The following is a 22,245-nucleotide window of genomic DNA, read 5'->3' as shown; positions in this document are numbered from 1 at the left end:
GTCGTTATTGAGCCTTGTCGCGGCTCTGGGCAGGCGTTGACGCTTTGCGCCAACGCCTCATACCGTCTGCGGCGCGGTCTCGCCTCTGATGTCCATCGTCTGTTCGTGCAACGCTTTGATGAGGGTGTCTGCAACGGGCGTTCTCAGCCCGTTACGCAGCAGAATGATACCCACCGGCGGTAATTCGATCGGCACCTCCAGCGGCACGGTGTAACCCAGGCCTACGGACTCGAGGTAGTGCGCGACTTTAGTGGCGACGAAACAGACGCAGCTTCGTTGCCTCATAAACGTCATCATCACCAAAAAGGACGAGGTTTCGATGATGTCGGCGGGCGGTTGCAGGGTGTGTTTGTAGAACATCTGATTGAGCTTGACCCGCGAGGATGCCCACGCTGGGGGAACAACCCAGGGCAGCGTCGCCAGATGCTCCCAGGTGGGGTGGGCCAACGTGGCCAGCGGATGATCGGCGGCGACGACGACGCGCATGGTGTCGGTGTATAACGCCTGCGTTTCAAGGTCAGGAGAGCTGTAGCCCGGCTCCAGCCGACCCACGATCAAATCCAGCTCGCCTGTGCGCAGCCTCGGCAACAGGCGCGTGAGATCACCTTCCTCGATGGACACCGTCGTGTGTGGCGAGCTGAGCTTGAGGCGGCCGACGGCGCCAGCCAGCAAGCCAGGCGTGGCGACGACCATTGCGCCGACACGGATACGGCCGGCGCCGCCGCTGGCGACAGAGGCGATGTCTTCACAGGTGCGGTCAAAATCCACCAGCACCGAACGCGCAAAGCGCACAACCTGCTCGCCATAGGCCGTCGGCCGGGTCCCTCGCGTTGAGCGGATGAATAACTCAAGCCCGAACATTTTTTCGATTTCCGCCAGCGACTTGCTGACTGCCGGCTGGGTGAGCGACAAGAATTCCGCTGACCGCCCCAGATGACGGAATTCATCCAGTGCAACGACGAGCTGCAGATGCTTGAGTTTGAGATTGGAGCGCAAAACTCTATCGATGTCGCTCACCTGTTTTATCCCCGGCAGAAAAGCTTAGATGTCAAAAGGGTTATGAAGTATGTCCGCTTATTCATTGTTCAGCAATGTAGGCGCGAGTCAGTATCGAAGAACAAAAACAAAAACCGGAGACAAGCAATGCGCACTCCAATGCCTACAAAACCGTTAAATGACATCGCAGTGAAGCAAGGCAGGAAATCCAACGCTCGTTGGGTGGTGGCAGGTCTGATGTGGTTTGCCATCGCCATCAACTATATCGATCGCACCGTTCTTTCCGTCGCTGCACCCGAACTCATCAAAGAGTTCAGCCTCACCCCCGAGATGATGGGGATCGTCTTGTCCGCGTTTTTCTGGTCCTACGCGCTGCTACAAATTCCTGCCGGCTGGGTGGCAGACAAATTCGGGCAGAAAATGGGGCTTGGGATAGCCGTAGGCTCATGGTCGCTTGCGACGGCGGCGACAGGACTTGCGACAGGTTTTGCCTCCCTGGTTGGCCTGCGCGTGGCACTGGGCGTCGGTGAAGCCGGCGCTTATCCGGCCAACGCCGGGATCGCGTCAAAATGGTTTCCCGACAAGGAACGGGCAACTATTTCCGGGCTTTTTGACAGTGCCTCGAAATTCGGCGGTGCCGTGGCGATGCCGCTCATCGTGACCTTGATGATGACGTTCGACTGGCGCATGACGTTTGTGATCGTGGGCTTGACCGGTCTGGTCTGGAGCCTGATCTGGTGGTGGTATTTCTCGGACACGCCGGAGACGCACAGAAGCGCAAACGCCGCCGAGGTGCAATACATTCGGGGTGGTCAGGCCCAGCAGCACGGTGTCGATACCACGATTGCGATGAAGTGGTACGAACTGCTCAAGCACCGCAATATCTGGGCGATGTGCCTGGGCTTCTTCACCATCAATTACATCTCATACTTCTTCATCACCTGGCTGCCCACCTACCTTGTGAAAGAGCAGGGGATGGGCCTGCTCAAGATGGGCATGGTTGCTTCGCTTCCGCTGATCTGCGGCCTCTTCGCCGAGATCGCGGCCGGGTGGCTTTCCGACAGGGTGGTCCACAGTGGACGCCTGTCGCTGACCGCGACACGCAAACTGTTTCTCATCGTGGGCCTTTCAATGGCGCTGTGTATCGGCCTGGCGCCGTTGACCACGTCGGTCGGGCTCACGGTCCTGCTGCTGTGCATCGCAAAGGCCGGAACCACCGTCGCGACCTCGCAGGTATGGGCGCTGCCGGGAGACGTCGCGCCGAAGAACATGACGTCCACCGTCGCCGGGTTGCAGAACATGGTGGCGAACTTCGGCGGCGTACTGGGGCCGGTGATTACCGGCTTCATCGTGGCCTCGACCGGATCGTTCAAAATGGCGCTGGTCTTCTCGGCGGTGCTCGGAATGCTGGGCATCCTGAACTACGCCCTGCTGCTGAAGAAGGTCGAGCCCATCGTTGCGTCCACGCCAACCGAGCCTCGGCACGCCGCCGCGCCCCCGCAGGTGTTGAATGAACCCTATAGCCGCTAAGCGCCAATGCCGGGATGACACCGGCGTTGCAACCCCGACGCCGTAATCTGATGCCAGGATTGTTTTATGACCCCTACCTCGACCCATGCCACTCACCGACTGATACGTCTGCATGCCAATGACAACGTCCTTGTCGCCCGTCAATTGATCGGCCTTGGCGACGAGCTGCCCGAGCTGGGCGTACGCATCCGCGCGCAAGTGCCGGCCGGGCACAAGGTTGCAGCGCAGGACATCCTGTGCGGCGAACCCGTGCGCAAGTACGACACGGTCATCGGGGTCGCTTCGCGCAATATCCTCAAGGGCGAGCACGTTCACTCCCACAACATCGCCCTCATCGATTTCGACCGAGACCCGGGCTTCTGTGAGGATGTGCGCCCGGTGGACTACGTAGCAGTCGATAAGCGCGCGACCTTCATGGGTATCGTGCGGGCAGACGGCCGTGTCGCCACGCGCAACTTCATAGGGCTACTGTCATCGGTGAACTGCTCGTCGACCGTGATCAAGAAGATCGCCGAACACTTCACGCCCGAGCGGCTCGCCGCCTACCCGAATGTGGACGGCGTCGTCGCATTCGCCCAGACAAGCGGATGCGGCATGTCGTCCCCCAGTCATCATTTCGACGTGCTGCAGCGCACCATCGCCGGGTACGCACGCCATCCCAATCTGGCCGCTGTACTGATCGTCGGGCTGGGTTGCGAGCGAAACCAGGTGGCCAGCCTGGTCGATGCTCAGCAACTGGTGCCCGACAGCCATCTGCGCACATTCGTGATGCAGGATACCGGCGGCACACGTGCAACCATCGCTCAAGGCATTGCAGCGATCGAAGCGATGCTGCCCGAAGCCAACGCTGTCAAGCGTGTCCCGGTCAGTGCGGCGCACCTGAAGATCGGCTTGGAGTGCGGCGGTTCCGATGGCTTCTCGGGCATCACCGCCAACCCGGCATTGGGGGCTGCGATGGATATTCTGGTGCGTCATGGCGGCACCGCCATTCTGTCCGAGACGCCCGAGATCCACGGTGTGGAGTTCATGCTGACGCGCCGTGCGATCAGTCCCGAGGTGGGCCAGAAGCTACTGGACCGCCTGGCCTGGTGGGAAGAATACACGCGAGGTCAGAATGGGCAGTTCAATGGCGTCGTAGGCCCCGGTAATCAGGCCGGCGGTCTGGCCAATATCTTCGAAAAATCCCTGGGGTCCGCCATGAAAGGCGGCACGACACCGTTGCAGGCGGTGTACGAGTACGCCGAGCCGATTGACAAGGCCGGGTTCGTGTTCATGGATTCACCGGGCTACGACCCTGTCGCGGCCACCGGTCAAATCGCCAGCGGTGCAAACCTGATTTGCTTCACCACGGGAAGGGGCTCGATGTTCGGCAGCAAGCCGGCGCCTACGATCAAACTCGCCAGCAATACCGCGATGTTCAACCGTCTGGAAGAAGACATGGACATTAATTGCGGCCTCATTCTTGACGGTGAGTTGTCGGTTGAGCAGATGGGCGAACGCATCTTCGAGCACATCTTGCAGGCGGCTTCAGGCGCCTCGACCAAGAGCGAATTGTTGGGGCTTGGGGATCATGAGTTCGTGCCCTGGCACCTGGGCATCGTCAGCTGATCCAACTCGTTTTCACACATATTGAGGAACCTCGGCATGAGCTTGAAACTGACCCGCACTGACCTGATTCGAACGCAGAATTTCATTGGCGGTCGTTGGCGCAGCAGCGATTCGCAGACGCTGCTGACGGTCACCAACCCGGCCGACGACAGCCACCTCGCCCAAGTGCCCGACAGCAACGCAATTGACGCCCGTGACGCCGTCGATGCCGCTCATGCGGCTTTTGCCGCCTGGCGAAATACACCTGCCAAGCAGCGCGCGCAATTGATCAAACGCTGGAACGATCTGATTCTGGAGCACCAGGAAGACCTGGGCAGGCTCATTTCGCTGGAGCAGGGCAAGCCGCTGGCAGAGGGAAGGGGCGAAGTGGCTTACGCCGCCAGCTACGTTGAGTGGTTTGCCGAGGAAGCGACGCGCTCCTACGGCGATGTGATCCCGGCGCCGGTTTCGGGTCGCCGCATGACGGCAATCAAGGAACCTGTTGGCGTGGTGGCAGCGATTACACCCTGGAATTTCCCGGCGGCGATGATTGCCCGCAAGATCGCACCAGCACTGGCGGCCGGTTGCACCGTCGTCTGCAAGCCCGCCGAAGACACGCCACTGACCTCCCTTGCGCTTGTGCGCCTGGCTGAGGAAGCCGGTTTTCCGGCAGGCATACTGAACATCGTCACCGCTTCGCGCGAGCGTACACCCGAAGTGGTTAACGCTTGGCTGGCTGATTCACGGGTGCGCAAGATCACCTTCACAGGGTCGACCCCAGTGGGCAAACATCTGGCCCGAATGTCGGCCGACACCTTGAAAAAGTGCTCGCTGGAGCTGGGCGGCAATGCCCCCTTCATTGTGTTTGACGACGCGGACCTCGATGCTGCAGTGGACGGCCTCATGGTTTCCAAATTTCGTAATGGCGGTCAGACCTGCGTGTGCCCCAATCGAATCTACGTGCAGAGCGCCGTTCACGATCAGTTCGTTGAAAAACTGGTGGCACGCGTCAGTGCGCTGAAGGTTGGACCGGCCTCCCACGGCGATTCCCAGATCGGTCCGATGATCAACGCGCGCGCCATCGACAAGATCGCCCGCCATGTGGATGACGCGGTTGCAAAAGGCGCAGAAATAGCCACGGGTGGTCGCCGTATCCGCGATGCAGTGGCTGACGGCCCGAACTACTACGCGCCGACCGTGTTGATCAATGCGGCCTCGCACATGGAACTCTGCAATGAAGAGACATTCGGCCCCGTGGCCCCCGTTTTCCGCTTCACGACTGAAGCGCAAGTGATCGAACTGGCCAACGACACGCCATTCGGGTTGGCGGCCTACTTTTACACCCAGGACGTCAAACGCGTCTGGCGTGTGGCCGAGGCGCTGGAGTCGGGCATCGTGGGCATCAACGAAGGTGCGCTCGCCGCAGAGGCCGCGCCGTTTGGGGGTGTCAAAGAATCGGGGTATGGCCGCGAGGGTTCACGCTACGGCCTGGAGGACTACATGCACATCAAATACCTGTGTCAGGGCGGCCTGAACTAGTTCCGACAACGACAACAGAGGAGTACAGGCAATCATGGCAAATCCGTTCAAGACCGCGCTTTCGCGAGGCGACAAGGTCATCGGCCTCTGGCTTTCACTGGCCAATGCCTACAGCGCCGAAATTTGCGCCACGGCAGGCTTCCAGTGGGTGCTGATCGACGGTGAACACGCACCCAACGACGTGCGCAGCACATTGGCACAGTTGCAGGCTGTTGCACCTTACCCGGCCCACCCCGTGGCCCGCACGGTGGATGGCAACCCGGCAATGATCAAGCAGTTGCTCGACATTGGTGTGCAAACGTTGCTGGTGCCCATGGTCGATACCGCCGAGCAGGCCATTGCGCTGGCGGCCGCGACCCAATACCCGCCGCAGGGCACCCGAGGCGTGGGTGCAGCGGCCGCGCGTGCTTCGCGTTGGGGAGGGCACGCGGACTACCTGGAGACAGCCAATGACGATGTATGCCTGTTGGTGCAGGCTGAATCCAGGCTCGCGCTTGAGAATCTTGAAGCCATCTGCGCCGTCGACGGCGTGCATGGCATCTTCATCGGGCCGGCTGATCTGGCCGCATCCATGGGTCATCGTGGGCATCCCGAGCACCCTGACGTGCAGCAAGCGATAGAGAACGCCATACGCACCATTGTTGCCAGTGGCAAAGCCGCCGGCACGCTGACAGGCGATGTCACTCTCGCTCGGCACTATCTCGAACTGGGCGCCAGCTTCGTCGCCGTGGGGCTGGATCTGACCCTGCTGGCACGGGCCACCCGCAGACTGGCAAACGATTTCGGTCTCGGTGTGTTTGCGACACCTCACGCAGGCGGGGCTTCGCCTTACTGACGAGTCGTGGATAGCGATTAGCGATTAGCGATTCCATGCCAGGCTATGCTCGACGACCCAACTGGCGGGTTTGATCACGCCCTGCGGTCCGAACACCAGCGGTCGCTGCGCCAGTGGTCCCATCGAAGGGGTAGCACCGGTGCGGTGCGCGGTATCCCATACACCCCAGGTCAAAACGGCGGATACCGTGCCCGTGCCGAGCACGAGGTCCAGGTATCGCTTGTAGGTGCCGGCCACGATGGCGTCGCGTTGATTCGCGTCGCCCGTCACGTGGCTGTCGTCGACGTCGAGTTCGGTAATGTAGACGCTGAGGCCCAGGTCATGCACCTGCCGCAGGAATGCGGCGAGCCCGGGGCCGAAGCCATGCGGGTCCGCGGCGCGCAAATGGGACTGGATGCCCAGCGCATGCACCGGCACGCCGCGCTGCTTCAGGGTTCGCAGGAGGGCAAGCACGGCGGCGCGCTTGCGCGTGCCAGCGGGTGAGTCGCTTTCCAGTCCGTATTCGTTGTAGCAGAGTGCGGCGTCCGGATCGGAGCGGTGCGCGGCCTCGTAGGTCAGGTCGATATAGCCGGGACCGAGCATCCGGTACCAAAAGGCGTCGCGCAGCCCGCCTGCCTGCCCGTCGTCAACTTGAATGGCCTCGTTGACGACATCCCAGGAGGCAATCCTGCCGCGGTAGCGGCCGACCACCGCGGCAATGTGTTGCGTCAGTACCTCCTTCGCGTTGGCGGGTGTCACCGTGCGGGTGACCCAGTCGGGCAGGGCGCGGTGCCAGCACAGTGTGTGGCCGCGCATGCGCTGATGGTTCGCCTGCGCAAACGCGAGGATAAGGTCCACTGGGGCGAAGGTGTAGCGGTCCGGGGCGGGGTGGACCTGGGCCCACTTCAACGCGTTTTCCGGCACCACGATGCCCGCTTGCCGGGCCACGACGTTCCGATACGACGGATTGCTATCGAGCAGGGCGGGATCTACCGCGAAGCCGAACGAGAGCCCGTGTTGCGCAGCGACTGCGCGCAAGGGCCGAAAGGTGTCGTCGGCAAGCGCGGGGCGAACACGCAAAAACGGCGTGAGGGCCATGGCCTGCAAAATCGTAGTGAGGAGGCGTCGGCGATTAAATGGCTTCATGCGTGGGCGCTCCGAGCGTGGGAGCTGTGAACTCCATTGGATCAGGATAGATGGCGGTGGACTGAAAGTGCCCATAACTTATTGTTATAAAAAGCTTTATGGGGCTTGGTTACAGGCTGTCAGGGTCGCCAAAGAACATTTTGACTGGGCTCTGGGACGGTGGTTTCAGGTCGAAAAATTTTTAGCTGCCCCCCATTTTTGCCCCCAACGCTCACCGGACTCAGGCGGAAGGCAAGCCTTCATCCAAAATACGGTTCTGAGCAGGCCCCAACAGTTCTCCCGGCCCTTTGGCTTTATCGTAGATAAGTCCATTAAATTGTGGCTAAAGCTAGAAATTAAGCGATAAGGCACAGATTTAGTGAATTAAGTCGCTTGATAGGGCTATGCGTTAATTCTATAATTTTGGGAACTAACTGGCACAGAATGGGCTAGGTACACACTATGTTGGATTTAAGCTTCAGCAAGCCGAGCGAAGTCGTCAAGCGCCTCTGCGATCGCTTGCGCACAGAGCGCTTGGCGCTGGACATGACACAAGCCGACTTGGCCGGACGTGCCGGCATCGGCACAAACACGGTGTCCAACCTTGAAGCAGGGCGCAATGTCGGATTCGAGAACGTCGTTCGTGTGGCGATGGCTCTTGGTCGAACCAAGGAACTTGAAGGCCTGTTCCTGCCAAAGCTGGACAGCATCGAGGATATTCGACGCTACGAAAACAGCGCCAATCGTCTCCGTTCAAAGAGGAAGTCCGGCAATGCTTGAGCAGGTGAACGTCTTCTACGAGGGCTGGGGTGAGCGATGGCAATGGGGGACGCTGGTCTCCACGACCGCCTTGACCGGTCGCCCGCTGATCGTGTTCGAGTACAGCAATGAAGCCAGGCAAAGGGGCTTGGAACTGTCCTCCTACACGCTCCCGTTGGTGGGGGCCCAGTTGCGCCAAGATTTTCCAGACCACCAACTGTACTTGCCAGGGCCTGTTTACGACTCCTTGCCCGATGGGTGGGGCATGTTACTGATGGACCGTATGTTCAGGCGCCGCGGGCTCACCACGGCGCGCATCGGCTCACTGGAACGGCTAGCCTACATCGGTAGCAATGCAATGGGGGCCATAACGTTTGAGCCCGTGGCACCAGAAGGGCAGGAGTCTGAAGTCCATATCCCGCTGGAGCAGCTTGCCGCCGAAGTGCAGGAAGTGCTCCATGGAGACGGTGGCGAGTTCCTGCAGACGTTGCTGCTGGTGGGTGGCTCGCCTCAAGGTGCAAGGCCTAAGGCCCTCGTCTATCGCGATCCAGAAACTGGCGGTTTTACCACTGCCGTTACGGCGGGCTTTGAAGCTTGGTTGGTCAAGTTCCCCGCGAAAGAAGAGCATGCCGAGGTGTGCGCTATCGAAATGGTCTACGCCGAGTGCCTGCGCATGTGCGGCATCGAGACCCCTGACACGCAGTACTTCAGTCTGCCTAATGGGTTGGCAGCGTTTGCCAGTAAGCGATTTGACCGTCGGGATGGTCTGCGCGTACCCATGCAAAGCCTAGCGGCCTTTACGGGGGCAAATTACCGGTCTCCGGGGGTGTTGGACTACGTCAACTTCTTGCGGGCAACACAGATGTGTACCAACGACGTGCGAGAGATGGCGGTGGCCTTCGAACGTGCTGTTTTCAATGTTGCGTTCAACAACAGAGACGATCATCCCAAGAACTTTGCCTACATCATGTCGCAAGACGGTCAGTGGAGACTGTCGCCGGCTTACGATGTGACCTTCTGCGAGGGGCCAAGTGGATATCACCAGATGGATGTGATGGGGGAAGCCCTGTCGATTTCCCGCACGCAAATGCTTCGGCTTGCCGAGGAAGCCGAGGTGCCCCCGGACGTTGCCGGCAGAATGATTGACGGCATTTGTGATGTGGCGAGCCGGTTTGCAAGCATCGCCGAGAACCTATGCCCACAGGTTATTACTCAAGACACCTTGCGCACGATCCAAGGCCGCATCGATCAGAACGTAGCTCGGTTACACAGCGGTCATGCGGGCAGCGGTCGCCGCTGAAGATCGGGAGGAGCGGGCGACTCTCATAATCAATGCTGCCGTGTGCCTCAAGCACGTAGGCCCTGTGCCGCCGAAGACGTGGGTGTTGCCGGATGACCAAGGCTTAGTATTGATTTGAGCCTTAAACTCACCTGATTGAGTAAAGCGGAGATGTTTCCTCACGGTAAAACTGAGTGAAAACAATCTCTCATTCGAACCCGCATGGCCGCCAGCGCGTCAGGAGGATGCGATGGCGTTGCCAGGTATTACAGAACTGATGGCCAATACCACACGTACGTATGAAAGCTTTACTCAAGCGGCCAAGCCGGTGTCCGATTTGGGCACACAAAAAGAGTGCAAGTACTACGTGCGATTGGTGAGCCAGATTCAAGATGCGGTTACCTCTGATCGGCGCCGACTTATGGTTGAGAATTTGTTTTACAAGGTTGAAGTCAGGCGATAGGGGCGTGTTGGCGAAGTAAGGGGGTGTGCGTCCGCGCAGGTATCTACGTAGGCGTTACCTGAGCAAACGGTAAATACGCCTACTGAACGCCAGAATTAAGGTCGATGGTGTCCGCCTGTTTTAGATCTGGGGGCATCCTTTTCAAACCATCCATAGCATGCCCCCAGATGCCTCGTACTCTGGAAATGGGTAGATCTCCATGGCCTATGAAAAGCCGGAAATGATCAGGCTGAACAGCTTCCTGACGACACCTAAAGACTCTCAGGATCCCCAAAAAACATCTGAATCCGCGACCTCAACCACCGCTCCCCCGGATCATTGTCCTGTGACCCGCGCCATGCCATGTGCAGTTCAAAACTGCGCACCGGCAGCGGTGGGTCCTCGGCGCGCAAGCCTCCGGCCGAGGTCAGGGCCTCGGCGGCGTAGTCGGGCACGGTGGCAAGTATGTCGGTGCCCGCCAGCAACGTGCCCAGGCCGTTGAACTGCGGCACGGCCAGTACCACATGGCGCTTGCGGTCGAGCTTTTCCAGTTCTTCATCGATAAACCCGCTCAGGTCGCCGGCAAACGACACCAGCGCGTGGGGGCGGCTGCAGAAGTCGTCCAGGCTCAGGGAACCGGGCACGCTGTCGGCGCGCAGCAGCTTGGGCAGGCTGCGGCGCAAAACCTTGCGTTTGGCGTTGGCGGGCAGGTCGGCGGTGTAGCTGACGCCGATGGAGATTTCGCCCGAGGCCAGCAGGCCTGGCATCAGGATGTAGTTGACGCGGCGCACCACTAGCACGATGCCGGGGGCTTCGGCGCGCAGGCGTTTGAGCAGTTGGGGCAGCAGGGCGAATTCGACGTCGTCGGACAGGCCGATACGGAACACGGCGGTGCTGGTGGCCGGGTTGAATTCGGCGGCGCGGCTGACGGCGGTGGAGATGGAGTCCAGGGCCGGGGAGAGCAGGGCGAAGATCTCGACCGCGCGGGCCGAGGGCTCCATGCTGCGGCCGGTGCGTACGAACAGCGGGTCGTCAAACAGCCCGCGCAGGCGCGACAGGGCGGCGCTGATGGCCGGCTGGCCGAGGAACAGTTTTTCAGCAGCGCGGGTCACGCTGCGCTCATGCATCAAGGTTTCGAATACGATCAAGAGGTTAAGGTCGACACGACGCAGGTCGTTACGGTTCATCTTGTGTCCTGGAAGAGTCTGCAAACTTGACGAGAGCGGCCATGTGTAAACAACGACCGGCATGAATCTTACGGGGAAAGGCTGATACTCTGCACAAGATAATTGAGTTTTCCTACGAAAGCTGAGGTCTGTAGCTTAGTCGCGGAATCAATGACAAGCATGTCGACTATTAATGGCGACCGGTGGCCTTACCCGCAAAGCCCAGATAAAGTTCATGGCATTAGAGGTTACTTTGACGAGGTTTGCGATGTCCCGCACGATCCGTTTTCACAAGTTTGGTCCGGCCGAGGTGCTCAAATGCGAAGAGCATGCAGCCGCGCAGCCCGCACCGGGCGAAGTGCAGGTGCGTGTCGAGGCGATTGGCATCAGCTGGTACGACATCCTGTGGCGCCAGAACCTGGCGTCCTCCCATGCACGTTTGCCGTCCGGCCTTGGCCATGAAATGGCCGGTGTGGTGGTCGCCCTCGGCGACGGCGTGGATGACTTGGCGGTGGGCGATAAAGTGGCCAGTTTTCCGGCCGAGAGCCCCAATGATTACCCAGTGTATGGCGAACAGATCGTGCTGCCCCGTTCGGCTCTGACCCGTTACCCGGATGTACTGAGCCCGATTGAAGCCAGTGTGCATTACACGCCGCTGTTGATCGCCTACTTCGCCTACATGGACTTGGCACGGGTCAAGCCCGGCCAGTTTGCTCTGGTGACCGACGCCAGCCACTGCGCCGGCCCGTCTTTCGTGCAATTGGGCAAAGCCCTGGGTGTGCGGGTGATTGCGGCGACCAAGGACAGCGCCGAGCGTGACTACCTGTTGTCCCTCGGGGCAGAAAAGGTGATCGTCACCGAGGAGCAGGACCTGCTGATGCAAATCAACAAGTTCACCGACAATCGTGGTGTCGACGTGGTGTTCGATGGCTTGGGCGGCCCGCAGATGTCGTTGCTTGGAGACGTGCTGGCCCCGCGTGGCAGCCTGGTGCTCTATGGCCTGCAGGGCGGCAATCAGACACCGTTTCCGGCCTGTGCGGCGTTCCAGAAGAACATCCAGTTCTTTGTGCACTGCATCGGCAATTTCACCGGTAAACCGGAGCTGGGCATTATCCAGGACCAGGTCGCCATGCAGCGGGCATTGCGTGATATCAACCAGTTGACCGCTGACCGTGTGCTGGTGCCGCTGAAAACCACGGTATTTGCCTTCGACCAGTTCGTTGAAGCGCACCGTTATATGGACGAATGCCCGTGCCGTGAGCGGGTGGCACTGCAAGTTTAAGCTGTTTCGTGTGTAGGAACATTCGTAATCGGCTGTTCCTCGCCCTTGGCGTATGGGACAAAAGCGCCATTTGACAGGGCTTACCCTGCTCGTTTTCCACTGCGTGTAATCGCCCCTCAGTCCCGTAAACGATACCTTTGCCCCGGACGCCGCCCTGAATTTCAGCGCGGCGTTGTCGTGTCCGGGTGATCCACCATGTGCTTGAACCTGAACTGAACTGGTTTTCGGCCAGCTTCTGTATCTGTTAATCATTATTCCAGCCTTGATAATTGAGTTCTTACTTTCAACTCAAGGACCGAGTGATGATTGATGCACTGATACGGCAGCGGGTATTTCCTGCCGCCTTTAATAATGGAACATTTGCTGCGGGCTCAGATGCCAGGCAGTTTTATGCTGGCAATCAAACAATTGACATTCATGGAACACTGCCTGACAAATTTTATTTGTCGGATGGATCTTTTAATTCGGGGTTAAAGGAATGTAGGAGATTGTCTGAATACTCCTAGGAAGGTCGTCAATCCCTGCGTGGGCGGCGTGTGTGTCGGCGCTCGAGGCCAAGGAGGCCCGGGTGAACGCTCTGCACGGTCGATGTCGATTTTTTGCAAGGTGCTAGTGTTGGTTCACTGTCAATACGATACCTAAAGCGACTTTCCTGGCAATTCAATACATCAAGCAACTCGCGTTGATAGTTGTTTGAAACTTATATTTCAACTCAGGTAGTAGAGCGATGAGCGCTATTCACGAACAGGCCATGACGTATGTGTACCAGCAAGTTCAGCAACGATTGATCGGGTACTTCAGTCGCGCGGAACGTACGGCGCTTCAATTATTGATCCAGCGTATTGTCGTGGCGGCGGGAGGCATGGAATATATCGGTGCCTACAAGGTGCTGGTCGCCCACGGCGGCGGTGAGGTCAGCAGTTACACGTTGGCGATGCTGCGCGCGGCGCAATTGAGCATCGCCGGGCGATCACCGACAACGTTCCAACTGCGGGTGGCAACGCTGCGCCATGCCGGCATGACCCAGCGCACACTCGATACCATCCACAACGGTTACAGCCGCCTGTTTTTCCATGACGATGATCGCGTGGAACTGCTGATGGTCGAAAACCATGAGGTGCTGCCATTCAATCATCAGCGCCCGGTATCGACCCAGGGCTGTGAGGCGGCGCAACGCAACCGGCTGATGGTCGGGCACCTGAGCTGCGGCGATATCTGTGCAACGCTGTGCAACGATACCTACCTGGCCCTGGGGGATTTTTACCAGCGTGTCACCGCCTGGGATGGCGGTGTGCATGTGCTGGTCAGCGGCGACTCCGGGCGCAAACAGAGCCAACTGCTGGCCTGGCTGAAAAAGGCGGCTCAGGCCGGTTCGGACAAGGTCCGCGCAGCCAGGCCCCTGTCCCTCGATCGGCTGTTTGCGCGAATGGACCAATGGAGCGAAGACTTCTATCGCGACCTGTATGGCGAGCACTATCAGCCCAGGGCTGACATCAGCGCTGGCGGGTACCGTCCCCTGGCGTATATCGGTTTTGCCGACCTGCTTGAAGACATAGACCCTGCCAGTGCGCCTTTGCTCACCGAGTTCATGGCCTATACCCCAGACCCCCTGGGGTTTCATTTCAGCCATCCGGCGTTCGCCAATCCCGTGTTGATGGCGCATCTGCGCGGCCTGAAGGCCGAATGCCTGCGCGAATTGCCGTATGGGGAAGGCGTTGAAGAGTTCCTGCTGCTGGCGCAGGAGCAGTTCGATCATGTGCAGATTCCGCCGGAACTGCTGGCCCAGGCCGGTAGCAGCGAAGGACGCGCCGCTTCCACCGACTATGCCCGGCAGTTTTTCGGGCTGGATGAAAGCCAACTGATCTGCCTGCTGTTTTCGCCGTTTATCCATCACGGCGAACGGCTGGAAAGCTACTTGCGCCAGTGCCATCCAGGCATGCTCGTGGCACTGCCCGAACTGCACAAGGTGCTGCAGGGCAAGCCGGCTGCCGAGATGCTGCAGCAGTGGGTGACCGTTGCCAGCGGATTGCCGCTGCCCTTGCTCCAGCATCTGTATCGTCAGCGGCCAATGACCCTGCTGCCCGGAGGCAATGCGCGCAAGCACGACCTTGAAGGCAACCTGACCGGTCACGACATGGCTCGGCAGCTGTCCACTCGATGACACTGCGTGGCACGCGACAAGCGGACTTCGCCTACCAGGCGGTGTATCGCTACATGATCAATCTGATCAATGAGGTGAGTACCGATACGCGGGTAAAGCTGCCGTCGCTGCGCGAGCTGTCCCAGCGTTTGAATGTCTCGATCTCCACCATCCAGTATGCGTATTCGCTGCTTGAGAAAGAGGGCCGCGTGTATTCGGTGGCCAAATCGGGCTATTACGCCTGGCCCCTTGCCAACAGCGCCACGACATTTGCCAGCGGCGACTTGCTCGAACGCCTTTACGTGGCGGCCCGCAGCCCGGCAATGGCGGTGCTCAGCGGTGATGAACCGGCTTTGCTGGCGAGTCTGGACGACACCTTGTTGCGCCTGGAGCGCGAACTGGTGCGCCAGTATCCGCGTCAATCGCAGCACAGTTCCCAGTCGTGCGGCGTGTGGGAGTTGCGCGCGGCGCTGGCGGCGCGCTACACCTCATCGCCCACGCGCTGCTGGCACGCGGATGACGTGTATCTAGGCGCCGACTTGCGCGGCGTACTCGACATCCTCATCGAGGTGCTGGGGTTGCGCGGTTCCACGGTACTGGTCGAGTCGCCCTGTGACTGGTTGATCCTGCGCCTGCTGCAGGATGCCGGTGTGCGCGTGATCGAATTGCCCTGGATGCACGCAGGTCGCCTGAACCTGGTGTTGCTCGAACGGGCACTGCGCGAGGAGTCCGTGCAACTGCTGTTGATGTCATCGTCGGTGAGCCTGCCGGCGGGAGTGGTCGTGCAACCTCAGGATCGCCTCGAACTGGCGCAGCTTCTGGACCATTACGGTTGCTGGCTGCTGGAAAACGACCTGTATGGCGAATTGAGTTTCGTGCCGACCCAGGCCGCATTGCGTGACCTTGTCAACCCCGAGCGGCTGATCGTGTTCTCCTCGTTCGAGAAAATCCTCGGTTCGGAAGCGCCCTACGGTTATTTGCTGTCGCGGCACATGAGCAGCCAATTGCAACGCCAGTTTCTACTGCGCTCGTTTCGGCTCTCGGCGATCCGTCAGCGTGCGATTGCGCGGCTGTATCAAAGCGGGCGCATTGACCTGCATCTGCGCAATTTGCGCGCATTATTGCGCGAGCAGGCCAGCGCCATGAGTGAGCTTCTCGACCAGCATCTGGGAAGCCTGGTGACGTACCGGATGCCGGTCGGCGGCGCGACATTCTGGCTGGAGTCAGCCAAGACAGTGGATATGCGCCAGGTCTTCCAGTATCTGCTGGCCCGCGCCGTCGTCGTCGCGCCCGGTGAGCTGTTCAGTATCAGCGGCCTGCACCATCAGCACCTGCGTCTGAGCCATACGTTCCACGGCCTGCCCAACCTGGACACAGCCCTGGCTGCGCTGGGCGAGGGACTGCGCCAGGCACACCAGGGTTAGCTGCGTGAAATTTCTCATCATGAGGTAGGATCGATACCGTCGCGCAGTAGTCCAAGTGCCAGTAAACTGCCTTTTTCCGACTTCTTCTTTTCGAGGTTCATGCATGACAATCAGTCCTTTTGCGGGCAAACCGGCGCCGGCTCAGTTGCTGGTGGATATCCCGCGACTGGTCACGGCCTATTACACCGGCCAGCCTGATGCAGCGATCTCCACCCAGCGCGTGGCTTTTGGTACGTCCGGGCACCGTGGCAGCTCCTTAGAGCTGAGCTTCAACGAATGGCATGTGCTCGCCATCAGCCAGGCGATCTGCCTGTACCGCGAAGCCCAGGGCATCAATGGCCCGTTGTTTGTCGGCCTGGATACCCATGCACTGTCGACCCCGGCCGGCGCCAGCGCGCTGGAAGTGCTTGCCGCCAATGGCGTGCATGTGATGCTCGCCGAGGGCGATGAATACACCCCGACGCCGGCGATTTCCCACGCCATCATCTGCTACAACCGCGGCCGTACCAGTGGCCTGGCGGACGGCATCGTCATCACGCCTTCCCACAATCCACCGCAAAGCGGCGGCTACAAATACAACCCGCCCAATGGCGGGCCGGCCGATACCCACGTCACCAAGTGGATCGAAGCCAAGGCCAACGAGCTGCTGGCCAACCAATTGGCCGGGGTCAAGCGTATTACTCACGCCCAGGCGCTCAAGGCGGACACCACCCACCGCCACGACTACCTCAACACCTACGTGGCGGACCTCATCAATGTGATCGACATGGATGCCATCCGCAGCGCTGACCTGCGCCTGGGCGTCGACCCGCTGGGTGGAGCAGGGGTGCGCTACTGGTCGGCGATTGCCGAGCATTACCGCCTGAACCTGGAGGTGGTGAATACCGAAGTGGACTCGACCTTCCGCTTCATGAGCGTCGACTGGGACGGCCAGATCCGCATGGACCCGTCCTCCAGCTACGCCATGCAAGGCCTGATCGGGCTCAAGGAACGCTTTGACGTGGCGTTCGCCTGCGACCCGGACCACGACCGCCACGGCATCGTGACGCCGTCCGGTGGGTTGTTGGCACCGAACAATTACCTGGCGGTGTCGATTGACTACCTGTTCCAGAACCGTCCCCACTGGCGTGCCGATGCGGCCGTGGGCAAGACCGTGGTCAGCAGCGGTTTGATTGATCGGGTGGCGGCGAAAATCGGCCGTCGCCTGTACGAAGTGCCGGTGGGCTTCAAGTGGTTTGCCGATGGTCTGTTCGAAGGCTCGCTGGGCTTTGGCGGCGAAGAAAGTGCAGGTGCGTCGTTCCTGCGCAAGGACGGCACGGTGTGGAGCACCGACAAGGACGGCCTGATCCCGGCGTTGCTGGCTGGCGAAATGACTTCGCGCAAAGGCCAGGACCCGAGCCAGATCTACCGCGGCCTCACCGATGCGATGGGCGAGCCGTTTGCCATTCGTGTCGACGCCAAGGCCACCCCGGCGCAGAAAGCCTTGTTGGGCAAGCTGGCGCCGGAGCAAGTCACGTCCACCCAACTGGCCGGGGAGAGCATCCAGCAGATCCTCAGCCACGCGCCGGGCAACAACCAGGCCATCGGCGGCTTGAAAGTGATGACCGAAAACGGCTGGTTCGCCGCACGGCCATCGGGCACCGAGGATATCTACAAGATCTACGCCGAGAGCTTTATCGGCGAAGATCACCTCAAGCAATTGGTGGAAGAAGCGCAAGTGCTGGTTGATGGCGCTATTTCTCAATAGCCCCCCTGTGTAGAGCGGGCCTGTTGTGGCGAGCGGGCTTGCCCCGCGTTGGGCTGCGCAGCAGCCCCAAAACCAGACTCTGCGCAGTATCAGGTACTGCGCGTTTTCTTTGATTGGGGGCGCTTCGCACCCCAACGCGGGGCAAGCCCGCTCGCCACAGAGACCCCAGTTCGCTGCGCGACAGCGCTGGAGCCTTCCTTGTGAATCAGGCCAGGTCGACCAGCACAATCTCGCTGTCTTCAATCGCAGTAACCCGCAACACTGGCTCATCTTCCACCGCCACACCGTCTCGCGCCTGTGCACGCACGCCATTGACCTCAATTACCCCCGTGGCCGGCACCAGATAGGCGCGGCGTCCGCCGTCCAGGTGGTACTCGGCACTTTCTCCGGCTTTCAGGTTGGCCGCCACCAGGCGGGCATCGGCGCGAATCCGCAGGCTTTCACTGTCGCCGCTCTTGCCGCTAGCCAGGGTCACGAAGCCCTCACGGCCGTCCTGTGGAAACGGCTTGGCGCCCCACGATGGCGGCAGCCCGGCTTCATTGGGAATAATCCAGATCTGGAAAATCTTCGTCGGCGCCGCTTCCAGGTTGTATTCACTGTGGGCAATCCCGGTGCCTGCACTCATCACCTGCACGTCACCAGCTTCGGTGCGGCCCTTGTTGCCCAGGTTGTCGGCATGGCTGATGGCGCCTTCGCGCACATAGGTGATGATTTCCATGTCCCGGTGCGAATGCTGCGGAAAACCGGTGCCCGGCGCGATGATGTCATCGTTCCATACGCGCAGGTTGCCCCAGTGCATGCGTTTGGAGTCGTGGTACTCGGCAAACGAAAAGTGATGATGGGCGTCGAGCCAGCCGTGGTGGGCGCCGCCCAGGGAAGTGAAAGGTCGAAGTTCAAGCATGATCGTCTCCTCTGAATGGGCTCTATCATCCTTGAGCCGTTGATCGGTAAAAAGCGTAAAAACTGCCTGATTCCTATCAAAAGATTAGATGTATTAATGGGGTTTTGACTTTCACTTCGTCGCCTAACTGCATGACGGCAAAGCAATTGGCTGGCACTGAACATCGATTCCGGCGACCATGGCCCATTCGCCAGAATCAACGTCCTCGCTGGAGTTCGCGTGCCGCAGCAAAAGCCCGATTTGCCCCCTGATCTGCTTCCGCTGGCAGAAATGCCCTTGTTCAAGCGCCTCGCCGCGCGTCTGTTTGGCCATGGCCTCACACGGCTGCGCGCTCAGCACCGGTTTTCGTGGTTACACGGCCAGGCTGACGGTTTTCGCAGTGGTCATGAGGCGGGCGTGGAATACGGCTACCGTGAGGGCATGGCCGAGGGTATCGAGCAAGGCCGGCAAGTTTTGCTGATTCGTGATTTTCGCCCGGACGAGCACCGCGCGCCCGGTGTGGACGACAGCCTGTTCGACGATTGGCGCCTGCCGCTGACCGCCGAGATTAAAAAGCGTATCAAAGCCGATGTGGCGCGTCTGCTGCCGGCCCATGCCCAGCCCAGCACCGCGCAGTGGAAGATGATCTTCAGCGATACGCCGTCCACCTCGGTGATTGCCGGTGCAGGTGCCGGCAAATCCACCTCGCTGGTGTTGCGCATCCTGTTGCTCACCCATTACCTGGGCTTTGAACTCAGTTCGATGACCGTGGTGACCTTCACCCGTGAGTCGCGCAAGGACTTCGTCAACAAGCTCATGGACATCCTCGCGCTGTGGGGCCAGCCCCTCAGCATGAAAGAGGCTCAGGCCGTGGTGCGCACCTTTCATTCACGCATTCTGCCGATGGTGCGCAGCCTGCCGGGGTTTGAGCGGTTGCAGGCGTTCGAAAACCTCAGCGCCGGCTTCGACGACGCTGACAGCAACCCCTTCGACCTGCGCATCAACGACGCCCAGCGCCAGCAGATGAACGCCTGTTACCACCGGCTGCACAGTCGCCACGCGCGGTTTCGCGAGTTGATCGCGCCGTTGGCCTGCCATGGCCTGCAGCTCAAGGAGCTGGAGCGCGACCACCCGGACGTGCAGAAACGCATCGCGGTAACAGAGCTGGCGGCCAAGCGCGATGAAGAGCTGTGCGATCTGATCGAAGACCTGTGGTTTCGCGCGGGCGCCTGGCCGATCAAGGGCATCGAGCCCAGCCGCCAGACGTTTGAAATCAACGGCGCCACCTTCCATTGTCACGGCTATATCCCCGAGCTGGACGCCTGGGTGGTGCTGGGCTTCGATTCGCGGGAAAACCCGCAGATCAGCCGGCCCAACGCCAAGCTGTCGGTACGCGCCGAGTGGGCAGTTAAGCGCACCCTGTTTCAAGCTTTCTGCCGCAAGCCGTTGATATGGTTGGATAGTTATGAGTCCTCAAAACGTCTTATAAGCAGTCTGGTCGGTGACGCCACCGCCGGGCCTGGATTTGACTACAAGGTCAAGGGCGAGCTGGCCTCGGCGCCATTGCTGGACTGTTTTGTCACTGCGGCGGGCTTTATCGAGAACCTCGGCCTGGACGTTCCCACCGCCATCGGCCAGATGACCTTCGCCAGGGACGATACCGACCGCTTGTTCTTTGAAGCACTGAGCATCTTCTGGAAAGCCCTGGAAGAGCATCTGCTCGAACAATCGCCGCCAATCATGACCTATAACCGCATGTTTTCGCTGTTTGGCGAGAACATGCCGGAAAACCTCACGTTGCTCAGCGACCCGCTGCTGCGACCGATGTCGCACCTGATGATCGACGAATTCCAGGACGTCTCGCCACAGATCGTTTCGTGGATCCGCGCCAGCCTGCGCGAAATCCGCAGCCGCGGCCCGGCCATGCATGTGGGGCGCGGTGCCCAGCGTTCTTCGTTGCTGTGCGTGGGTGATGACTGGCAGTCGATCTATGGCTGGCGCGGCAGTTCGCCCAAGTACTTCATGGAATTCAACACCGAGTTCCCGTCGCCTGGCACCACCCGCGTGATGCTGGGTGAGAACTACCGCAGCCATCAGCACATCATCGATGCCGCCGAGCATATCGTGCGCGCCGCGCCAGCGATTCCCGGCAAGAAGGCCAAAGCCAGTGGCGTGCCCAAGGCACTGGTGCCCGTTCAAGTGCTGGCCCGCGACGATGCTGCCTTGGGGCGGCAGTTGCAGGCGCACTATCAGCAGGGGGATTCGGTCTTGATGCTGTATCGAAAAAGCAACGATAAGATCTTGATACAAGAGCATATTCAGGCTGTAGTTAATGCTGATTCGAGCTTGCCGGCGCCTGCGCGCAGGTTGAAACAGCTGACGTATCACAGCGCCAAGGGCCTGCAGGCGGACGCGGTGTTTCTGTTGGGCGATTGCCAGCACGTTACCAGCTCGCCCTACAAGAACCAGGTGTACCGCATGGCGGGCCTGGGCAAGGCTGGCGACAGCGAACCCTATGACACGGCGCAAAAAGACGAGGTGCTGCGCCTGGCCTATGTCGGGATTACCCGGGCCGCCAGCCATTGCTATTGGTATGTGGAAAAGCCTGACGGCGCAGCAGTCAATGTGCCAAGGGCGTCCGAGCGGGTAGACGGCAAAAAGGCGTTTTTCGATGATCAGAGGATTTGAAAGTAAAGTTGGTCAATGTGGGAGGGGGCTTGCTCCCGATGGCGGTGTGTCAGTCAACTCATCAAGGCTGATATACCGCCATCGGGAGCAAGCCCCTCCCACATGCTCACGCCCGCAATGACTGCGGCGGCACGAACGACGCCAGTTCATCCTCAATCGCCTCGATGATGCGCTCCACATCGGCAGCGTTCATCACCGACGCGCAGGGAATGCCGGCAATCGCAATCAGCGTCTCGCCGCTCGTGCGGTCGAACAGGCGCGCAACCATGCTGCCGGGCGCGTCCATGCTGCCCTCGAAGCCGGTCGGATGAAAATGCCAGCGCATCAGCTGGCAGGCATTCGGGAACGTCACTTTGTTCATGTTGCCCACCTTGTTCATTGAGCACTTCCTTTAGCTCGCGGCAGGGGCCAGAACCGTCTGTGGTCATGGCGTCGAGCGCTTAAAAATAGCATCCGCCTGCCAGGGCCAGGTGAAATTTTTCGCTCCGTTCGGCGGTTCTTCACCTCGGCATTGACCTGGGTCATGAAACGTACACCGGACGATCTCTCTAGGCGGGCCCGCCACTCAAAACCGACAAAAATAACGGGATAAGCTATTTGTCCCGGTAATAGGGGCCAATATTTACGATAAATAATAAGTAGTGGCTCTTTAATGTTGCCAATGACACGGTGACAATTAATTGGATCCATTATTCAACTGCGCAACGCAAGTTGAATGTCGTTACAGCTATTTAATATTTAAATAACAGCACCTGCTATTTTGTAGGACAAAAACCATCGACCCCAATAAACATTGCCGACTACTTGCCAACCTGTAATGGCCATCACATTTTGATTGCAGAAATAG

Annotated in this window: 18 protein-coding genes; 13 read left to right on the top strand and 5 right to left on the bottom strand. The window is 59.8% G+C overall.

The genetic code is table 11. The features are described 5' to 3' along the window. Positions 1-57 precede the first annotated feature (57 nt). A complete protein-coding gene (locus tag VRB54_RS12440) occupies positions 58-1,017 on the bottom strand; it encodes a LysR substrate-binding domain-containing protein (RefSeq protein ID WP_338477427.1) in 960 nt (319 codons plus the stop codon). Positions 1,018-1,143: 126 nt separating this feature from the next. Between VRB54_RS12440 and VRB54_RS12435 the strand changes: the two genes are divergently transcribed. The 4 genes from VRB54_RS12435 (at position 1,144) to hpaI (ending at position 6,487) form a co-directional block, all read left to right on the top strand. Beyond that, complete coding sequence (locus VRB54_RS12435) at positions 1,144-2,526, top strand: MFS transporter (protein ID WP_338477426.1); 1,383 nt, start codon at positions 1,144-1,146, stop codon at positions 2,524-2,526. Between the two features lie 66 nt (positions 2,527-2,592). After that, complete coding sequence (locus VRB54_RS12430; protein ID WP_338477424.1) at positions 2,593-4,134, top strand: altronate dehydratase family protein; 1,542 nt, start codon at positions 2,593-2,595, stop codon at positions 4,132-4,134. Positions 4,135-4,170: 36 nt separating this feature from the next. Further along, positions 4,171-5,652 carry an NAD-dependent succinate-semialdehyde dehydrogenase gene (locus VRB54_RS12425; RefSeq protein ID WP_338477423.1) on the top strand — a complete coding sequence of 494 codons (1,482 nt, stop codon included), beginning with the start codon at positions 4,171-4,173 and terminating at the stop codon, positions 5,650-5,652. Between the two features lie 34 nt (positions 5,653-5,686). Beyond that, positions 5,687-6,487, top strand: coding sequence for a 4-hydroxy-2-oxoheptanedioate aldolase (gene hpaI, locus VRB54_RS12420; RefSeq protein ID WP_338477422.1), 801 nt, complete (start codon positions 5,687-5,689; stop codon positions 6,485-6,487). Positions 6,488-6,511: 24 nt separating this feature from the next. On the opposite strand, the gene VRB54_RS12415 is transcribed toward hpaI, so the two are convergent. Further along, positions 6,512-7,612 carry an endo-1,4-beta-xylanase gene (locus VRB54_RS12415; protein WP_338477421.1) on the bottom strand — a complete coding sequence of 367 codons (1,101 nt, stop codon included), beginning with the start codon at positions 7,610-7,612 and terminating at the stop codon, positions 6,512-6,514. 441 nt (positions 7,613-8,053) lie between these two features. Between VRB54_RS12415 and VRB54_RS12410 the strand changes: the two genes are divergently transcribed. The 3 genes from VRB54_RS12410 (at position 8,054) to VRB54_RS12400 (ending at position 10,092) form a co-directional block, all read left to right on the top strand. Next, positions 8,054-8,371, top strand: a complete 318-nt coding sequence (locus VRB54_RS12410; RefSeq protein WP_057008794.1) for a helix-turn-helix domain-containing protein — start codon at positions 8,054-8,056, stop codon at positions 8,369-8,371. Next, complete coding sequence (locus tag VRB54_RS12405; RefSeq protein ID WP_338477420.1) at positions 8,364-9,650, top strand: type II toxin-antitoxin system HipA family toxin; 1,287 nt, start codon at positions 8,364-8,366, stop codon at positions 9,648-9,650. Before VRB54_RS12410 ends, VRB54_RS12405 begins: the two co-directional genes overlap by 8 nt. Positions 9,651-9,879: 229 nt before the next feature. After that, positions 9,880-10,092: a hypothetical protein gene (locus VRB54_RS12400; RefSeq protein WP_338477419.1), complete on the top strand. Its 213-nt coding sequence runs from the start codon at positions 9,880-9,882 to the stop codon at positions 10,090-10,092. A gap of 251 nt (positions 10,093-10,343) precedes the next feature. Here VRB54_RS12400 and VRB54_RS12395 read toward each other — a convergent pair whose 3' ends face one another. Then, the gene (locus VRB54_RS12395) at positions 10,344-11,258 is read right to left on the bottom strand and encodes a LysR family transcriptional regulator (protein ID WP_338477418.1); all 915 of its coding nucleotides are present in this window, start codon (positions 11,256-11,258) and stop codon (positions 10,344-10,346) included. 247 nt (positions 11,259-11,505) lie between these two features. Here VRB54_RS12395 and VRB54_RS12390 point away from each other — a divergent pair, with 247 nt between their 5' ends. The 5 genes from VRB54_RS12390 (at position 11,506) to pgm (ending at position 17,830) form a co-directional block, all read left to right on the top strand. Beyond that, complete coding sequence (locus tag VRB54_RS12390; RefSeq protein WP_231421348.1) at positions 11,506-12,519, top strand: zinc-dependent alcohol dehydrogenase family protein; 1,014 nt, start codon at positions 11,506-11,508, stop codon at positions 12,517-12,519. 302 nt (positions 12,520-12,821) lie between these two features. Next, positions 12,822-13,025, top strand: coding sequence for a hypothetical protein (locus VRB54_RS12385; RefSeq protein ID WP_338477417.1), 204 nt, complete (start codon positions 12,822-12,824; stop codon positions 13,023-13,025). A gap of 221 nt (positions 13,026-13,246) precedes the next feature. Beyond that, positions 13,247-14,680 (top strand): hypothetical protein, encoded by a 1,434-nt coding sequence (locus tag VRB54_RS12380; RefSeq protein WP_338477415.1) that lies wholly within the window; start codon positions 13,247-13,249, stop codon positions 14,678-14,680. Further along, entirely contained in the window at positions 14,677-16,083 is a 1,407-nt protein-coding gene (locus VRB54_RS12375) for a PLP-dependent aminotransferase family protein (RefSeq protein WP_338477414.1), read from the top strand. Before VRB54_RS12380 ends, VRB54_RS12375 begins: the two co-directional genes overlap by 4 nt. Positions 16,084-16,186: 103 nt before the next feature. Beyond that, on the top strand, positions 16,187-17,830 hold the full coding sequence (gene pgm / locus VRB54_RS12370; RefSeq protein WP_338477412.1) for a phosphoglucomutase (alpha-D-glucose-1,6-bisphosphate-dependent): 1,644 nt from the start codon (positions 16,187-16,189) through the stop codon (positions 17,828-17,830). 205 nt (positions 17,831-18,035) lie between these two features. Here pgm and VRB54_RS12365 read toward each other — a convergent pair whose 3' ends face one another. Further along, complete coding sequence (locus tag VRB54_RS12365) at positions 18,036-18,731, bottom strand: pirin family protein (protein ID WP_338477411.1); 696 nt, start codon at positions 18,729-18,731, stop codon at positions 18,036-18,038. A gap of 219 nt (positions 18,732-18,950) precedes the next feature. Here VRB54_RS12365 and VRB54_RS12360 point away from each other — a divergent pair, with 219 nt between their 5' ends. Continuing rightward, positions 18,951-21,398 carry a UvrD-helicase domain-containing protein gene (locus tag VRB54_RS12360; RefSeq protein WP_338477410.1) on the top strand — a complete coding sequence of 816 codons (2,448 nt, stop codon included), beginning with the start codon at positions 18,951-18,953 and terminating at the stop codon, positions 21,396-21,398. A 106-nt stretch (positions 21,399-21,504) separates the two neighbouring features. Here VRB54_RS12360 and VRB54_RS12355 read toward each other — a convergent pair whose 3' ends face one another. Then, positions 21,505-21,777, bottom strand: coding sequence for a DUF1652 domain-containing protein (locus VRB54_RS12355; protein ID WP_057008783.1), 273 nt, complete (start codon positions 21,775-21,777; stop codon positions 21,505-21,507). Between the last annotated feature and the right edge of the window lie 468 nt (positions 21,778-22,245).

Origin of the sequence: Pseudomonas trivialis, from assembly GCF_036864995.1 — a bacterium.
Classification (GTDB): domain Bacteria; phylum Pseudomonadota; class Gammaproteobacteria; order Pseudomonadales; family Pseudomonadaceae; genus Aquipseudomonas; species Aquipseudomonas trivialis.
This window is presented reverse-complemented; position numbering and strand designations above follow the sequence as displayed.

Bases quoted from the DNA above. Each gene is read 5' to 3' on its own strand.
- VRB54_RS12435 (WP_338477426.1), top strand. From the start codon at position 1,144: ATGCGCACTCCAATGCCTACAAAACCGTTAAATGACATCGCAGTGAAG.
- VRB54_RS12430 (WP_338477424.1), top strand. From the start codon at position 2,593: ATGACCCCTACCTCGACCCATGCCACTCACCGACTGATACGTCTGCAT.
- VRB54_RS12425 (WP_338477423.1), top strand. From the start codon at position 4,171: ATGAGCTTGAAACTGACCCGCACTGACCTGATTCGAACGCAGAATTTC.
- hpaI (WP_338477422.1), top strand. From the start codon at position 5,687: ATGGCAAATCCGTTCAAGACCGCGCTTTCGCGAGGCGACAAGGTCATC.
- VRB54_RS12415 (WP_338477421.1), bottom strand. From the start codon at position 7,612: ATGAAGCCATTTAATCGCCGACGCCTCCTCACTACGATTTTGCAGGCC.
- VRB54_RS12410 (WP_057008794.1), top strand. From the start codon at position 8,054: ATGTTGGATTTAAGCTTCAGCAAGCCGAGCGAAGTCGTCAAGCGCCTC.
- VRB54_RS12405 (WP_338477420.1), top strand. From the start codon at position 8,364: ATGCTTGAGCAGGTGAACGTCTTCTACGAGGGCTGGGGTGAGCGATGG.
- VRB54_RS12400 (WP_338477419.1), top strand. From the start codon at position 9,880: ATGGCGTTGCCAGGTATTACAGAACTGATGGCCAATACCACACGTACG.
- VRB54_RS12395 (WP_338477418.1), bottom strand. From the start codon at position 11,258: ATGAACCGTAACGACCTGCGTCGTGTCGACCTTAACCTCTTGATCGTA.
- VRB54_RS12390 (WP_231421348.1), top strand. From the start codon at position 11,506: ATGTCCCGCACGATCCGTTTTCACAAGTTTGGTCCGGCCGAGGTGCTC.
- VRB54_RS12385 (WP_338477417.1), top strand. From the start codon at position 12,822: ATGATTGATGCACTGATACGGCAGCGGGTATTTCCTGCCGCCTTTAAT.
- VRB54_RS12380 (WP_338477415.1), top strand. From the start codon at position 13,247: ATGAGCGCTATTCACGAACAGGCCATGACGTATGTGTACCAGCAAGTT.
- VRB54_RS12375 (WP_338477414.1), top strand. From the start codon at position 14,677: ATGACACTGCGTGGCACGCGACAAGCGGACTTCGCCTACCAGGCGGTG.
- pgm (WP_338477412.1), top strand. From the start codon at position 16,187: ATGACAATCAGTCCTTTTGCGGGCAAACCGGCGCCGGCTCAGTTGCTG.
- VRB54_RS12365 (WP_338477411.1), bottom strand. From the start codon at position 18,731: ATGCTTGAACTTCGACCTTTCACTTCCCTGGGCGGCGCCCACCACGGC.
- VRB54_RS12355 (WP_057008783.1), bottom strand. From the start codon at position 21,777: ATGAACAAGGTGGGCAACATGAACAAAGTGACGTTCCCGAATGCCTGC.